This window comes from Nocardia coubleae NBRC 108252, from assembly GCF_001612805.1.
Lineage (GTDB): Bacteria > Actinomycetota > Actinomycetes > Mycobacteriales > Mycobacteriaceae > Nocardia > Nocardia coubleae.
The window spans coordinates 20,218-36,629 of sequence record NZ_BDBD01000023.1; the positions used below are offsets into that span (position 1 = coordinate 20,218).

General features: G+C 67.6%; 11 protein-coding genes. 6 read left to right on the top strand and 5 right to left on the bottom strand.

Translation table 11 applies throughout. The annotated features are described in order from the left end of the window. The first annotated feature begins 224 nt into the window (after positions 1-224). The 6 genes from NCO8_RS24495 (at position 225) to NCO8_RS24520 (ending at position 11,142) form a co-directional block, all read left to right on the top strand. Entirely contained in the window at positions 225-845 is a 621-nt protein-coding gene (locus NCO8_RS24495; protein ID WP_067642439.1) for a hypothetical protein, read from the top strand. Continuing rightward, positions 845-2,710 (top strand): SPFH domain-containing protein, encoded by a 1,866-nt coding sequence (locus NCO8_RS24500; protein WP_084457439.1) that lies wholly within the window; start codon positions 845-847, stop codon positions 2,708-2,710. Before NCO8_RS24495 ends, NCO8_RS24500 begins: the two co-directional genes overlap by 1 nt. Further along, a complete protein-coding gene (locus NCO8_RS24505; protein WP_067642440.1) occupies positions 2,707-7,737 on the top strand; it encodes a DNA repair ATPase in 5,031 nt (1,676 codons plus the stop codon). The genes NCO8_RS24500 and NCO8_RS24505 overlap by 4 nt, the downstream gene beginning before the upstream one ends. 277 nt (positions 7,738-8,014) lie before the next feature. After that, positions 8,015-9,322, top strand: a complete 1,308-nt coding sequence (gene nhaA, locus NCO8_RS24510; protein WP_067642441.1) for a Na+/H+ antiporter NhaA — start codon at positions 8,015-8,017, stop codon at positions 9,320-9,322. 48 nt (positions 9,323-9,370) lie between these two features. Beyond that, positions 9,371-9,895, top strand: coding sequence for a TerD family protein (locus NCO8_RS24515; protein WP_067642442.1), 525 nt, complete (start codon positions 9,371-9,373; stop codon positions 9,893-9,895). Beyond that, the gene (locus NCO8_RS24520) at positions 9,895-11,142 is read left to right on the top strand and encodes a glycosyltransferase family 87 protein (protein ID WP_067642443.1); all 1,248 of its coding nucleotides are present in this window, start codon (positions 9,895-9,897) and stop codon (positions 11,140-11,142) included. The genes NCO8_RS24515 and NCO8_RS24520 overlap by 1 nt, the downstream gene beginning before the upstream one ends. 16 nt (positions 11,143-11,158) lie before the next feature. Here the strand turns inward: NCO8_RS24520 and NCO8_RS24525 are convergent, their stop codons facing one another. From NCO8_RS24525 to NCO8_RS24545, 5 genes are all read right to left on the bottom strand, one after another. Continuing rightward, positions 11,159-11,866, bottom strand: a complete 708-nt coding sequence (locus NCO8_RS24525) for a TetR/AcrR family transcriptional regulator (RefSeq protein ID WP_245655481.1) — start codon at positions 11,864-11,866, stop codon at positions 11,159-11,161. A gap of 119 nt (positions 11,867-11,985) precedes the next feature. Continuing rightward, positions 11,986-14,196: an acyl-CoA dehydrogenase family protein gene (locus NCO8_RS24530; protein WP_067642444.1), complete on the bottom strand. Its 2,211-nt coding sequence runs from the start codon at positions 14,194-14,196 to the stop codon at positions 11,986-11,988. Positions 14,197-14,198: 2 nt separating this feature from the next. Continuing rightward, positions 14,199-15,077 carry an SDR family oxidoreductase gene (locus NCO8_RS24535; RefSeq protein WP_067642445.1) on the bottom strand — a complete coding sequence of 293 codons (879 nt, stop codon included), beginning with the start codon at positions 15,075-15,077 and terminating at the stop codon, positions 14,199-14,201. Between the two features lie 12 nt (positions 15,078-15,089). Next, positions 15,090-15,968: a MaoC/PaaZ C-terminal domain-containing protein gene (locus tag NCO8_RS24540; RefSeq protein ID WP_067642446.1), complete on the bottom strand. Its 879-nt coding sequence runs from the start codon at positions 15,966-15,968 to the stop codon at positions 15,090-15,092. Then, positions 15,965-16,405 (bottom strand): type II toxin-antitoxin system Rv0910 family toxin, encoded by a 441-nt coding sequence (locus tag NCO8_RS24545; protein WP_067486118.1) that lies wholly within the window; start codon positions 16,403-16,405, stop codon positions 15,965-15,967. The genes NCO8_RS24540 and NCO8_RS24545 overlap by 4 nt, the downstream gene beginning before the upstream one ends. Positions 16,406-16,412: the final 7 nt, after the last annotated feature.

The following is a 16,412-nucleotide window of genomic DNA, read 5'->3' on the forward strand; positions in this document are numbered from 1 at the left end:
ACGCGCCTCGGCCCACCGCAAAACGTGCAATCAAGTTGCGCGCGTTGGGTTTTTGCGGCATTCTGACAGGCAGGTGAGCCGGGAAGTCTGGTCGGCATTCCGAATTCATGCGAATTCGGGATTCGTTCGACGTGGGGAGAATTCCGTGCACACCGTCTGGTCTGTTTTTCATCGATACGGCGACTCTCATGTGGCGGAAATGCCCATGACGACCTCGCCGCCGCGTGGGTGAGTTCTTCACCGCGATCCTGACCTTTCCGACTGCGCTGTTCACGTTCGCGCTGCTCGTCGTCGTCGCCTTCTGGCTGCTCGTGCTCGTCGGCGGCACCGAGACCGAACTCCTCGACGGATCCGAGTCCTCTTTTGCGACAACGGGTTTGGACCCGCTCGGGTTGGGAGGGGTTCCGGTAACGGTCGCAGTGACCGGTCTGGTGACGCTGTCGTGGTTCACCAGCCTCGTCGCGATGGTCGGGGTCGGAGCGGTGGGCCTGTCCGGGATGGCCGCGGTGCTCGCCGGGTTCCCGGTGCTGATCGTCGCGGTCGTCACCGCGATCGCGGGCACCCGGCTCGTGGTGATTCCGTTGCGGCGCTTCTTACGCGACAGCGCGCAGCCGACCCGGCAGGACTTCATCGGCCGGGTCTGCGTGGTGCGCACCGGTCACGTCGATACCGGCTTCGGTCAGGCCGAACTCACATCCGCCGACGGTTCGTCGGCGATCATCCAGGTCCGCCAGAGCGCTGTGCATGCGCGGACCGCTCCCCTGTCCCAGGGGGATTCCGCTGTCGTCTTCGAATACGACCCGGCCACAGACACGTTCTGGGTGGCCGCACTGGAGGGGAACTGATGTCTACCATCGCTATCGGATTCGGCGTGCTGATCGCCGTCCTGCTGCTCGTCGCGCTCGCCGTGTTGTTCCTGGTGAGCCGGTTGTTCAAGAAGGTGAGTCAGGGTCGGGCGCTGATCATCTCGAAGATGCGCAAGGTCGATGTCACCTTCACGGGTGCGGTCGTCCTGCCGGTACTGCACAAGGCCGAGATCATGGATATCTCGGTGAAGACCATCGAAATCGCGCGGGTGGGCCGGGACGGGCTGATCTGCCGGGACAATATTCGCGCCGACATCCGCATCACATTCTTCGTGCGGGTCAACAAGACAGTCGAGGATGTCATCAAGGTCGCCCAAGCCATCGGCACGGCGCGGGCCAGTGACCAGGCGACGCTGCAGGAATTGTTCAGCGCCAAGTTCTCCGAGGCGCTCAAGACCGTCGGTAAACACCTGGACTTCACCGACCTCTACACCCAGCGCAACGAGTTCCGCGACCGGATCATGGCCGTGATCGGCACCGATCTCAACGGGTACAGCCTCGAGGACGCCGCGATCGACTACCTCGAGCAGACACCGCTGATCCAGCTCGACAGCCAGAACATTCTCGACGCTCAGGGCATCCGCAAGATCACCGAGCTCACCGCGATCGAGCATGTGCGCACCAACGAGTTCCGCAGGCACGAGGAGAAGGAGATCACCCGCCAGAACGTGGAAGCGCGGGAAGCCGTGCTCGAGCTCGAGCGGCAGCAGGCTGATGCCGAGAACAAGCAGCGACGTGAGGTCGAAACACTCAGGGCGCGTGAGGAAGCCGAAATTCTGCGGGTGCAGGCCGAGGAGCGGCTCAAGGCGCATGCCGCGGCGATGCGTACCGACGAGGCGCTCGGGATCCAGGCCCAGAACAAGGATCGTGAGATCGCGGTCGCGGAGAAGAACCGGGAACGGGTGATCGCGATCGAGTCCGAGCGCATCGAGAAGGACCGCCAGCTGGAGGTGGCCGACCGCGACCGGGCGGTCTCGCTGGCTCAGATCGCCAACGAGCGGGAGCTCGAGACCGAGCGGCGCACTGTCGCCGAGGTGGTGCGCGAGCGCGTCGCGGTCGACCGGACCGTCGCCGAGCAGGAAGAGAAGATCAAGGGGCTGCGTGCGGTGGAAGCCGCGGAACGGGAACGGCAGTCGATCATCATTCGCGCCGAGGCCGAGGCGCAGGAGCATCTGGTCAAGGACATCAAGGCCGCCGAAGCCGCCGAAGCCGCGGCGAAGTTCCGGGCCAAGGAGTCGATGACGCTGGCCGAAGCCGAGGTCGCGGCGGCGGAACTGCAGGCCAAGGCAAAAATCCGGCTCGCCGAAGCGACACAGGCCGAAGCCGCGGCACCCGGCTTGGGTCAGGCACTCGTCCGGGAACGCGAAGCGGACGCCATCGAGAAGGTCGGCCGCGCCGAGGCCGCCGTGCTGCGGGAACGCAACACCGTGGAAGCCGAGGGCCTGCGCGACAAGCTCAAGGGCGAAGCGGAGGGCCTGCACGAGAAGGCCGCCGCGATGGCGGTTCTCGACGACGCGACCCGCGAGCACGAAGAGTTCCGGTTGCGGCTCGAACTGCAGAAGGAAGTGGAGCTGGCGACCGTGCAGGCGCATCGGGACGTGGCACAGGCACAGGCCGATGTGCTGTCCACCGGTTTGCAGAACGCCAAGATCGATATCGTCGGTGGGGAGTCGATGTTCCTCGACCGCCTCGTCGGGTCGATCGGGCTCGGCAAGGGCATGGACCGGTTGCTGCACTCCGACACCGGTGCCGCGGCCTCGGCCGTAGTCGGGTCGCTGCTCGCGCGCAACGGTTCCGAACCGGACAAGGACGCCGCCGCTCTCGACCTCCTGCTGGACAAGTGAGCGCGCCGCAGACGCGGCACCGGGATACCACGGTCGGGACCGATACCACGGTCCCGGCCACGGGTGCCGCCCTCGACGGCGGCACCTACGAGGTGCTGCGTACCCGACTGCGCGAGCAGGCGGCCGAATTGGCCGCACGCTGTGAAGAACTCAACAACCGCAGGATCGAGAACTTCGGCGGCATCGAGCTGGCTCTGACCGGTACCGAACACATCCGCACCGAACACAACTGCGTTCCCCGCGACATCGTCGCCGTGGGCGATGGCCGAATGCTGTTCGGCTACAACGTCTTCCTCGGACTGAAGCCACAGACCGAAGTCGACGACGTCTTCGCCGCGCACCGCTTCCACCACGGCGGTACCGAATTCGCTTTCAGCACAGCCGAATCGACGGGCTTGCTCGACGACCCACGGTTTCAGCGCGACTTCGCCGAACTGTACCGGTACTACACCCAGACCCGGCTGCTGCAATTGCGCCGGATCGACGGGCGGATACTCGCGGTCTTCCAGACCGGGCAGCGCACCGACGACATCAAGGTGCTGCGTTGGCGCGTCGCGGCTACCGGCGAAGTCGGTTATCTCGACAATCGCGGCGAGCGCGACCATGTGTTCCCGCCCCCGCACGAGTTCACCTGGGTCGAGACAACCCGCGACGATCAGGTGCCCGGTCGTCACCCGCACCTGTCCGTCCTCGGCAAGGTGTTCGTCGAGACGCTCGGCGGCACACTCACCGTCAAGGTGGAGAACAACACCGAGATCGGCACCGGGATCTACTCCGAGCCGGTCGACGAGCCCCTGCAGAGCCTCGCCGACGCCGACGTGCACTACGCCGAGGTCGGTGCGCTGATCCTGCTTCGCATCCGGCCCTACAACGAAACAGTGTGGCGTCACCTGGTTTTCAATACGCGCACCCGTACCGTAGTGCGCCTCGACGGTATCGGTTTGTCGTGTCGCCTACTGCCCGAGGACCAGGGCATCGTCTTCCCCGGCGGCTACTACCTGGAAACCGGCGTCCACAAGGTCTTCGACACCGCCGTCACCGACCTCGAATACGAACGCACCGTCCGCGCCGCCAACGGTGAGGATGTGCTCTACGTCTTCCACGCACGCTCGGAGGGTCGCTCACTCCTGCTGCCCTACAACCTGATCCGCAAACAGGTCACCACACCGATCACCTGCCACGGATACTCTCTGTTCGACGACGGCACCATGGTGGTCTTCCGGGCGATCTCGGAAGAACCGACGCGCGTGCACACGATGCAGATCTGGCAGACACCGTTCGTCGCGGACACCCACGCCACCCGCGCACCGACCGGCGACACGGCGTTGTCGCGGATCGGGAACGCCGAACTGGTCCGCGGTATCTCGGACTGTCTGTCGGTGACCAGGATGGTCGCCGACATGGCGGCGACGACCGACGTGTTCGAGGCCGTCATCGCCGCCTGCGTCCGCACCGCGGACCACCACCATTGGCTCACCGATCCGGAGTTCGGCGGGCTGGCCGAGTCGCTGTCCGCCGTCCGGGCCACCGCCGACCAGGTCGTCGAGGAATTCGCGAAGGTCGAAGCCAGGACCGCACAGGCCGCGGCGGCGGTGCACGAGGCGGGCGAACAGGTCGCCACCCTGGTCCGCACCGGCGGTGGGCACAGCTCCGCGCGGGGCTGGGTCGAGGAGCTCACGGCCCTGCGTCGCGCGGCGGGACAGGTCGAGACATTGCGCGAGTTGCGCTACGTGGACCCCGACCGTGTCGACGAGCTGGCCGCGACGGTCGCGGCCGCGCTCGACGACGCCAGTCTTCGTTGTGTCGAATTCCTCAGCACCGCTGATGCTTTCGATGATTACGTGACCTCCATCGCGCAGGTCACCCAGCAGGCCGCCGAGATCGGCACCGTGGCCGAAGCCGCCCCGATCCAGGAGTGGCTGGCCGAGCAGACCGATGGCCTGCAGACCGTCATCGAGGTCGTCACCGGCCTCGAGATCGGTGACGCGACCCTGCGGACCGGCATTCTCGAGCGCGTCGCCACGACGCTGGCCTCGGCCAACCGGGCCCGCGCCACCGTGACGGCGCGACGCTCGGAGCTGGCCGCGTCCGAGGGACGCGCCGAGTTCGCCGCCGAGTACGCGCTACTCGGACAGGCGGTCAGCGGCGCGCTCGCCGCGACCGACAGTCCGGAGGCCTGCGACCACCAGGTGTCGACGCTGCTGTCGCGGATCGAAGGACTGGAAACGCGCTTCGGAGCGATCGACGATTTCGCCGAATGGATCGCGAGCAGCCGTGAGGACATCTACGAAGCCTTCGCCGCCCGCAAACAGCACCTTCTCGACGACCGAGCGCAGCGCGCCCGTCGACTCCTCGACTCCGCGCGGCGGATGCTGTCGACCATCGAACGACGCAGCCGGACTCTGTCCTCAGCGGACGAGGTCAACGGCTATTTCGCCGCCGATCCGATGGTGCTGCGACTGCGCACGGCGACCAGCGACTTGCGCGCCGCCGGTGAGGTGGTCGCCGCGGAAGAACTCGACGGCCGGATCAAGACGGCGCGACAGGAAGCCGGTCGGGTGCTGCGCGACCGGCACGACCTCTACTCCGACGGCGGTCGGACGATCCGCCTCGGCAGGCATCGGTTCGCGGTCACCACCGCCGAACCCGAGCTCGCGCTGGTCCCGCACGGTGACTCGCTGGTCTTCGCCGTCAACGGCACCGACTACCGGGAGCCGCTGTCCGCGGGTGAATTCGGGCCGGACGCCGCGGGTCTGTGGTCACAGCTGCTGGTGTCGGAGAACGCACAGATGTATCGGGGCGAGTTCCTCGCGACCTCGATCCTGGCCGACGTGGAGGGAGCGCCGGCCGGGCTCGAGCGGCTACACGACGCGGCGGCGGGGGGCACCCTCGACGCGCTCGTGCGTGCGGTGGCGCGGCAACGCTATGACGAGGGCTACCAGCTCGGTGTGCACGATCACGACGCCACACTGATCCTGGATGCGTTGCTGCGGATGCGTGCGGGCGCGGGTCTGTTGCATTACCGGCCGGTCGACCGGGCCGCGGCGCAGTTGTGGTGGCAGTTCGGCGGACCCGACTGGCAGCCACACGATCCGCAGGCGCACGCGGGCTGGACAACTCGCATCCGCTCGACTGCACGCGCCGCCGAGTATTTCGCGGACCCGCGCGCACGAGCGGACACGATCGAGGAATTGACCTGTGCCGTCGGCGAATTCGTGGAGCGACTCGCACTGGTCGACGTCGACCCGTCGCTGGCGGCCGGCTACCTGTTCCAGGAAATCGCCCAGACCCCCGCCGGCTTCGTCACCGCCGCTCCCGCGCGACATTTCTGTGCCCGATTCCGGAAGCATCTCGATGCCGCCGATCCCAGTGCCTACGCGGACCTACGTCGCGATATCGCGTCCTTCGACGACGACCTGCCGCGCAGATACCACCTCGTCCGCACCTGGCTGCGGGCGTTCGCCGAAAGTCGCGGCGACACAGAGCTGTTCGAGTATCTGGACGAAGCTGTCGCGATCGAGCTCGGGGGCGACGACATGCACCGCTACGACCACGAAGCCGAACTGACCACCAGCGTCGACGGACTGCTGGGCGAACACCCCACCCTCACCGGCGGATCACTACCGGTGCGGCTCGCCGAACTGACCGCGCGGGCACACCGTTTCCGCATCGAGACGGTTCCCGCCTTCCGCGAGCACCTACGACGACGCGACGCGCTGCTCGCCGCCCAGCGACAGCGGTTGCGCCTCGACGACTACAAACCGGCCGTGCTGAGCGGGTTCGTGCGCAACCGTTTGCTCGACGAGGTCTATCTGCCGCTGATCGGCGACAACCTGGCCCGCCAGCTCGGCACCCCGGCCGAGGCGGGTGGCGCGGTCCAGTCCGGACTGCTGCTGCTCATCTCGCCGCCCGGCTACGGCAAGACCACGCTCATGGAGTACGTCGCCGCACGACTCGGCCTGATCTTCGTCAAGGTCGACGGGCCGGCCCTGGGTCATGCGGTGCGATCGCTCGATCCTGCGGCCGCCCCGAACGCCACCGCCCGGCGCGAGGTCGAGAAGATCGACTTCGCCCTCGAACTCGGCAACAACGTGCTGCTCTACCTGGACGATATCCAGCACACCTCGCCCGAACTCCTGCAGAAGTTCATTTCCCTCTGCGATGCCCAACGGCGCATGGAAGGCGTGTGGAACGGGGAGGCACGCACCTACGATCTGCGCGGCAAACGGTTCGCGGTCTGCATGGCCGGTAACCCCTACACCGAACAGGGCAAACGCTTCCGCGTTCCGGACATGCTCGCCAACCGTGCCGATGTCTGGAACCTCGGCGAGGTGCTGTCGGGCCGCGACGACCTGTTCGCGCTCAGCTACGTCGAGAACGCGCTCACGACCAATCCCGTCCTCGCGCCGCTGGCCGCGCGCGGACGCACCGATCTCGAACTGCTCCTGCGTCTGGCCTCCGGTGACGACACCGCGCGGACCGACCAGCTCACCCACCCATACTCGCCCGCCGAACTGGCCGACATCCGTTCGGTGCTGCGCAAAGTGCTGCACGTGCGTGCGGTCGTCCTGGCCGTCAACCGGGCCTACATCGCCTCGGCCGCCACCACCGACACCGCCCGCACCGAGCCGCCGTTCCAGCTGCAGGGCTCCTACCGCGATATGAACGGACTCACCAGCCGCATCGTGTCGGTGATGAACGACGAAGAACTCGAGACCCTGATCGACGACCACTACCGCGGCGAGGCCCAAACCCTCGCCGCGGGTGCGGAGGCCAATCTGCTCAAACTGGCCGAACTCCGCGGTCGCGTCACACCCGAGCAAGCCGTTCGCTGGGAGCAGGTCAAGTCCGCCTACGTGCGCGAGCTGGCACTCGGTGGCAGCGACGACGACGCCCTCGTACGGGCTGTCGGTGGCCTCGGCCTGTTGGCCGACCGCCTCGGCGCCGTGGAAACCGCCATCCGGGGAATCGCGGACAGCCAGCCGACGGGCAACCACGCAGCCCCCCGAGCCTGGCACCGATCGTGATCGCCTTCGCTCGATCCGGCTCGCTCGGTGATGGCGGACATTCGCGACCCCTGCCGGGGCGGCTGTCGTGCGTCTCGCCGGTATGCCCCGGTTTGCGGTGGCAGCGGCTCTTGCGGCATCTTTACGGGTAGGTGCGCCGGGAAGTCTGGTCGGCAACCCGGCTCGAGCTCCGTCGAGTCGGGTTCGATCGGCGACGGGTAATGGTCTTGCTACGACTGCGCACCACGCACGACACTTCCGCACAGGTCATCGGCCACGGGTTTCCGGTAGGCGACCGATGAGTCCGTCGACACGACGTACCGTCCTGTCTCGCGGCAGCTGGCCGGAGTCACGCCGGATCGCCTCGGTACTGCGCAGCGAGACGGTCGGCGGCGTGTTGCTGATGGTCGCCGCCGTCATCGCGCTCATCTGGGCCAACACGCCCTTGGCCGATGCCTACGCCGCGCTGCGTGACTTCCACATCGGCCCGTCGGCGCTGCACCTCGACCTCTCGCTGAGTGAATGGGCCGCCGACGGGCTGCTGGCCATCTTCTTCTTCGTCGTCGGCCTCGAACTCAAACGCGAGTTCGTCGCGGGCGACCTGCGTGACCCCCGCCGGGCGGCACTTCCGGTAGTCGCCGCCGTCGGTGGCATGGCCGTCCCCGCGATCATCTATGTCCTGATCAACCGGGGCGGCGCGGCAGGAGCACTCGACGGCTGGGCCATCCCGACCGCGACCGACATCGCCTTCGCTCTCGCCGTACTCGCGGTGATAACCACCCACCTGCCCGCCGCGCTACGCACCTTCCTGCTCACGCTCGCCGTGGTCGACGACCTGCTCGCCGTCACCGTCATCGCGATCTTCTACACCAGCGAGCTGGAGCTGCCGTACCTGATGCTCGCTCTCGTGCCGATCGCATTGTTCGCGCTGGCCGTGCAACGGCGCATCAGCTCGCCATTGCTCCTGGTCCCGCTCGCGGTGCTCGCATGGTGGCTGGTGCATCTGTCCGGTGTTCACGCCACGGTCGCCGGCGTGCTGCTCGGTTTCACCGTTCCGGTCCTTGCCAGATCCGGCGCTCCCGACGAACACGGGCCCGCCGAACGATTCGAACATCGCATCCGGCCGCTGTCCGCCGGATTCGCCGTTCCGGTGTTCGCGTTCTTCGCCGCCGGCGTCACCGTCGGCGGGCTGAGTGGGCTCACCGATTCCCTCGGCGATCCGGTGACCATCGGAATCGCCGTCGGCCTGGTGGCGGGCAAGCTCATCGGAATCACGGCCACGACGTACCTCACGGCGAAACTCACCCGCGCCGAACTCGATTCCGAACTGTCCTGGATAGATGTCGCCGGCGTCGCACTGCTGGGCGGCATCGGATTCACGGTCTCGCTCCTCGTCGGCGAACTCGCGTTCGCGGGTGACCATCTGCGTGGTGATCACGTCCGCATCGGCGTGCTGTTCGGCACGGTCACCGCCGCCGTCCTCGCCACCATCGTGCTGCGCGCGCGAAACCGGGTGTATCGCACGCTCGCCGAGGCGGAGTCACGTGACGAAGACGGCGACGGTGTGCCCGACGTCTACCAACGCCCTCCGACCACCGACACATAGTCCGGCCCGCCCGTTACCGCCCGTCGACCGCTCGCCGAGGAGCATCGTATGACCGGAGCGCTCACCCACGCCCTGCGAGGGCCGTTGCGCCACATCACCATCGGATTGGGCAGGGACACGACCAGTGCACCCGACTCGTCCCCCGACGACATCGACGCCGCGGCGCTGTCCTATGTCGGGCACCGGCTCGTCGACATCGCCTTCAACGAACAGACGACCTCACGCGACGGAGCGATCCGGCACCTCGGCAACGACGTGACAGGCGACGATGAAACCCTCGTTGTCGACCTGGCCCGGCTCAACCCGATGATCACCACGATCATGTTCATCGCGACCTGCCACGCCGATCGAGGATTTCACCGGATCGGCAGCGGCTTCTGCCGGGTGGTCGACACTCTCGCGGGCACCGAACTGGCCCGCATCGAGCTGGCCAGCGCCCGATCCCACACCGGCCTGATACTCGGAAAGCTGCACCCGTCGAAGGGACAGTGGGCGTTCCACTGGATCGATGAACCGATCTGGGCCCAGCACGTCGTCACCGCCATCCCGCAGCTCACCAGGCATCTCGGCTGATGGCGCGCAACCTGTTCGACAAGGCCGAGCGCAGCGCGGGCCAGGTCGTCAAGTCGGTGATGTGGCCGCTGGCTCTCGTCACGGCGGCGGACATGGTCTTCACCAAGGCGCTACCGGGCCATCACACCAATGATTTCAAACCGGTCTACACGGCGGTCGCCGCGTTCCTGCGCGGCGAACCCGTCTACACGGCGAACCTGTCGTCGGTGGACCCGCACTACCTGTATCCGCCCGGTGGCACCCTGCTGTTGACGCCGATCGGATTGCTCGACGAGCCGACCGGCCGAACCGTGTTCCTGTTCCTCAACCTGTTCGCCGCGATCGCGGCGATCCATCTGCTGTTGCGGATGTTCGGTTACAGCTGGCGCTCACCGATGGCGCCGGTCGCCTACTTCGCGCTGTTTCTGTCCGAGGCGCTCGTCAACACCCTCACGTTCGGTAACGTGAACGGACTGTTCTTCCTCGCCGAAGTCGTGTTCCTGGTTCTGCTCCTACGGCGTCGAAACATCGCCGCCGGTCTAGTTCTGGGCGTGACGATCGCGATCAAACCGATCCTCGTACCACTGCTGCTCCTCCCCGCCGTGCGCCGCCAGTGGTCGACCGTCCTGATCGCCGTGGCGATGCCGCTGCTCACCACCGCGATCGCGTGGCCACTCGCCGCCGACCCCGGCCGCTACTTCGTGCACAACCTCCCCTACAGCCTGCAGGTTCGCGACTACTACAACTCCTCGATCTCCGGCTTCGGCGCCTATTACGGCCTGCCGCCGACCGCGGTACTGCTCACCCGTGGGCTGCTCGCGGTCCTGGTCGCGATCAGTCTGTGGCTGTTGTGGCGCTACTACAGAAACCAGGAACTGTTCTTCGTCACCACGGCTTCCGGTGTTCTGCTCACCGCCGAGTACTCGCTGAGTTCGCTCGGCCAACAGTACTATTCGATGTTCTTGTTCCCGTTCCTGTTCACCGTCGTCCTCGCCAACTCCGTGCTGCGGAACTGGGTCGCCTGGCTCGCCGTCTTCGGCTTCACCAGCTACGAAACCTGGTTGCTGTTCCGATGGCCCGCCTTCGGACGCAATCTCGAGTACTCGCGGGCGACCTTCAGCTGGGTACTGCTGCTGATCGTCGTGTTCTGTGTCCTCGGTGACCGCTACCTGACCGCACGCCGCGAGCATCGGCTCGCTCACGGGATCGACCCGATCCGTTCGGCCCCGGACTTTCCGGTACCGGACATCGAACGTCACCACGTATGACTGGCCCCCGGACAAACTAGATTTTGTCGGGCCCGAAGAGGTCGGCGACCGGGGTTTGGGCGTCTACGGCTACGCCGATGTCGGCCATGGTGACGGCGATCGTGTTGACGATCCAGCGTTGCAGGACGCGTGACAGTTCGTCGGCGGTGAGTGGTTGCATGCCGCGGCTGAGCCAGCGGTTGACCGAGTTGTCGACCATGCCGACGAGACCGAAGGCCAAGGGCTCGGCGACCTCGGTGGTCCCGCCGTGGCAGGCGATGCTGATCGCGAAGAGGCGTGCGGTCTGCACCGCGACGGCCGTGCGGGCGTCGGAGACCGACGGGGAGCTGCCGACGACCCGTTTCGACCCGGCGGCCAGGAATCGATGCAGGTGCGGATTGGTGACGATCCAGCCGATGTAGGTTTCGACCGCCCTGGTGACCGCGTCGCCGACGGTGCCCTCCGGGCTGAGCACCGGGGTCAGCCGGGTCATCAGCTCGGAGATGATCCGGGTGCGGACCTGTTCGTCGAGGTCGTCGCGGTCGCCGAAGAGCCGGTAGACCACCGAGCGGGGGACGCCTGCGCGTGCGGCGATGTCCTTGACGCCGACCCGCGCGCCGTCCTCGCGGATGGCGACGACGGCGGCGGCCAGGATCTGGTCGCGCCGTTCGGCCTTGTGCCCGTCCCACCGCTGCGATCGACCATCGGACGAGGTAGCTGGCGCGGCGGATTCCAGATTCGGCACAGTCGGACCCTACACCGCGAGGTCGGACGTGGATTTGCCCGCGAACAGGGCATCGATGCGGCGCGGGTGCTGCCCGGCCGTCACGTGATGACAGCCGGACAGCAGACCGATCGGCATGGTTACGCGCTCGGCGCCGCGTCGCGCGGCAGCCCGAGCATGCGCTCGCCGATGACATTGAGCTGCACCTCGGTCGTGCCACCGTAGATGGTGGTGGCGCGACCGGCGATGAGCTGTTCCATCGCGTGATCGCTACGCTCGCCCGGCACCGAGACGACACCGGCGACACCGAGTTCGGCGACGATGAACTCCGAGATCGCCTGTCCCAGACCCATACCGAGCAGCTTGCCGACGCTCGAGGTGGTGGAGACATCGATGCCGGACAGCTGCTTGAGCACCACCCGGGAACCGATCACGTCCACCGCCCGGCTCTCGGCCATCAGCTCGCCGACCCGGTAGCGGGCCACCGGCGACAGCTCGCGGCCGATCGCGAACCGCAGCAGGTCGGTGTCGGTGGCGTAGGCCTCCATCTTCTGGCTCAGTGCCACCCGCTCGCCCGCCAGGGTCGTGCGGGCCACGTGCCAGCCGTCGTCGACCGCGCCGACCACGTTCTCGTCGGGGATGAACACGTCGTCGAGGAACACCTCGTTGAACAGCGCCGACCCGGTCATCTCCCGCAGCGGACGCACCGTGATACCCGGGCTCGACATGTCGAGCACGAAATAGGTGATGCCCTCGTGCTTCGGCTTGTCGGGGCTGGTGCGCGCGATCAGCATCGCCCATTGCGCGAACTGCGCGACGGTGGTCCAGATCTTCTGGCCGGTGACGCGCCAACCACCGTCGACCTTGACAGCCTTCGTGGTCAGGCTCGCCAGGTCGGACCCGGCACCCGGTTCGCTGAACAACTGGCACCACACGAACTCACCGCGCAGCGTCGGCACGACCAGTTCGCGCTTCTGCCGTTCGTCACCGTGCGGGACGATGGCGCCGACCGCCCAGGTGCCCATCAGCAACTGCGGCATCGCGATACCGGAGGCCTTGATCTCCTGGGAGATCACCACCTGCTCGAGCGGCGAGGCCGAACGGCCGTACGGGCGGGGCAGGTGCGGCAGGTTCCAGCCGCCGTCACCGAGGGCGACGAGCTGGTCGTCCTCGTCCTCGATCGCCGCGATCTCGGCCAGCTCGGCCCGGATACCCGCCCGGATCTGCTCGGCTTCCTCGGGCAATTCGAGTTCGTTGGAGAGCGTGACCCCCGACAGCGCGTACCCGGCGACAGCCTCGGCCCGTTCGTCGCGCCCGCCCAGCTGACCACGCAACGCGAGCGCGCGCCGGTAGTACAGGTGCGCGTCGTGTTCCCAGGTGAAGCCGATGCCGCCGTGCACCTGGATGCAGTCCTGGGCCACCTCGACGGCGGCGTCGGGAATGATCAGCGCGGCGATCGCGGCCGCGTAGTCGGCGGTGTCGTCGTCGCGATCCAGCGCATAGGCGGCGTCCCACAGCACGGCGCGCGCCTTCTCGAGCGCGATGCCCATGTGCGCGCACTTATGCTTCACGCCTTGGAACTGCCCGATCGGACGACCGAACTGCACGCGGGTCTTGGCGTACTCCGCCGCGGTCGAGACACACCACGACATCACGCCGACGGCCTCGGCGCCGAGCACGACCGCCGCCACCGAGCGCACCCGGGTCGAGGTCACCGTGAGCACCCGCTCGGCGGGCACCTCGACGGCGTCCGCCTGCAACCGCCCGGCACCGCGCAGCACGTCGACGTTGTCCTGCGTGCTCACGCTCAGCTCGACATTGTCGAACGCGACCCACTGCCGGTCACCGTCGACGGTGACCGGCGCGATGAGCACATCCGCTGACAACGCCCCGAGGACACCGTCGGCCGTGCCGTCGACGATCAGCACGCCGTCGCGCAGCACACCCGTCAGCGACGACGACAGCGCCACCGCACCGGTCCGCGAGCCGTCGGCGAGACCGGGCAGCTGGGCACGCGCCCACGCTCCCCTGTCCTGCGCGAGCACCGCGCTCGCCAGTGCCGTCGGCACGAACCGTCCGGTGTGCAGGCCGCGGCCGAGCGGCTCGAGGGCGACAGCCAGCGTCAGCAGGCCCGCGCCCTGTCCACCGAGGTCCTCGGCGATGTGCAGGCTCAGCAGGTCCTGCGCGACGAGGGAGTCCCAGTAGGGCAGCTTGCCCGCATCGGTGGATTCGACTGCCGCACGGACGGTTTCGCTGGTGATGGTGCGCTCGGCGAATCCGCTCACCGCGTCGGCGAGAGCCAGGTGGTCCTCGCTGACGCCGACGCCGAGCTCATAGCTGTTGCGCGCCATGACTAGCTGGTCTCCTTCAGCTGTGCGGCGACACCGTCGATGGTCCACGGGCCGTCGGTCTCGACGGTTCGCACGTCGTGCCAGCCGCCGAGTTCGATGATGGCGCCGCCCTGCACCGCGAAAACCTTGCCGGTGAGCGGGCAGTCGGCCTCGGCCAGGTGCGCGACCAGCGGGGAGATGTTGGCCGGGGAGAACGGGTCGAACTCGCCCTCGGGTACCTCGGCGGCGAACAGGGCGCCCATGCCGGGGGTGGCCAGGGTGAGCCGGGTGCGGGCGATCGGGGCGATCGCGTTCACCCGCACGCCGTAGCGCTCGAGCTCGTCGGCGGCGACCAGGGTCAGCGCGGCGATACCCGCCTTGGCGGCGCCGTAGTTGCCCTGGCCCGCGTTGGGCATGAAGGTGCCCGAGGCCGAGGCGGTGTTGATCACCGACGCCGAGACCGGGTTACCGGCCTTGGTCTGCGCCTTCCAGTACGCGGCGGCGTGGTGCAGGGTGGCGGCGTGGCCCTTGAGGTGCACGGCGATGACCGCGTCCCACTGGGATTCCTCCATGCTCGCGATGAACGCGTCGCGCAGGATGCCCGCGTTGTTCACCAGCACGTCGAGCGAGCCGTACTCGCTGATCGCCTGGTCGACAAGCGCTTTCGCACCTTCCCAGGTGGCGATGTTGTCGGTGTTGGCCACGGCCTGCCCGCCCGCGGCGACGATCTCGTCGACCACCTGCTGGGCGGGCCCGGCATCGGTGCCGGTGCCGTCGTTGGCGCCGCCGAGATCGTTGACCACGACCTTGGCGCCCTCGCGGGCGAACAGCAGCGCGTGTTCGCGACCGATACCGCGACCGGCACCGGTGATCACCGCGACGCGACCGTCAAGCTTTCCCATAAGTCTTGTCTCCTAATTGAATTCGACGCGGCCGTCGGTGATGGTGATCTGGCCCGCGGCTTCGGTCTCGAAGGCGTAGGCGCGCACGCCGGAGTCGGCGGACCCGGTCGGCCAGAAGGTGGTGGTGATCTCCTGGCCCGGCAGGACAGGCTTCGCGAAGCGCACGGCCAGTCGGCGCAGGCGGGCTGTCTCGCTGTCGGCGAGTTCGGTCAGCGCCGCCCAGGAGGTGAAGGCCATGGTGCACAGACCGTGGTTGATGATGCCGGGCAGCCCGGCCATCCGGGCGATCTCGTCGTCGAGGTGGATCGGCATCGGATCGCCGGAGGCCGGCGAGTACCGGAAGGTCTGATCCTTGTCGATCTGCGCGGTGACCTGTGCGGCCGGCTCGCCCGCGCGGTCGGCGTCGGTGATGCGGTGCTCCGGTGCGGCCTCGCCTTCGCCGGGGCCCGCGTCGACCTTGCGGAAGAACGCGGTCATCCACTGCTCGTTGACGAGTTCGCCCGCCGCGTCGCGGGTTTCGGCGTAGACGACGACGGTCGACCCGTTGGGCTTGCCGACGTACCCGATCGGCTTGGCGCGCACGACCAGTTCGTCGCCCGGCCGGATCGGGCGGTGGAACAGGAAGTCCTGCTCCCCGTGCACCAGCTTCATCAGCAATTCCACCGGGGCCACGGACAGCGCCGCGGGCGCCATCGAGGTGAACACCGGCACCACCGCGAACACCGGCGGTGCGACTTCACCGTTGCGGTGGGCCGCGATCGGGTCGTTGGTGGCGGCAGCGTATTCGGCGATCCGCTCGGCGGTGACCGAGAAACGCTCCTCGTCGGTCCATTCCCCCAGGCCGGAGCCGTCGAAGACGACTCCGGCCGTGGTCGCGTCGGCGCTGCTCACGCCGCGGACCCGACGAGCTCGGTGAACTTGGCCATCGACTCCTTCAGATCCGCCTCGGCGTTCTTGGCGACGGCCTTGCCGATCGGGCCGACGATCATGGTCCCCTTGAAGGAGGCGTCGAAGGCGGCCGAGGAACCGGTGGCGGTCGGTTCGACCTTCAGCACGAATTCCACGGAGACACCCGCCATGCCGGTGCCGGTGATCTTCAGGTACTTCTGCGGGTCGACCTCGGCCACGGTCCATTCGATCTTGTTGGCCATGTTCATCACCGAGACGACCTCGATGAACCGCGATCCGACGGTCAGCTCGGCGGGCAGGTCCGAACGCCAGCCCTGGTGGATGGTCAGCCACTCCTCCCACGTCGCGAGATCACTCAGCTTCGCCCAGGCGGCTTCGGGGGTGATGGGCAGTTCGGTGGAGACGGACACAGATGCCATGGGGATA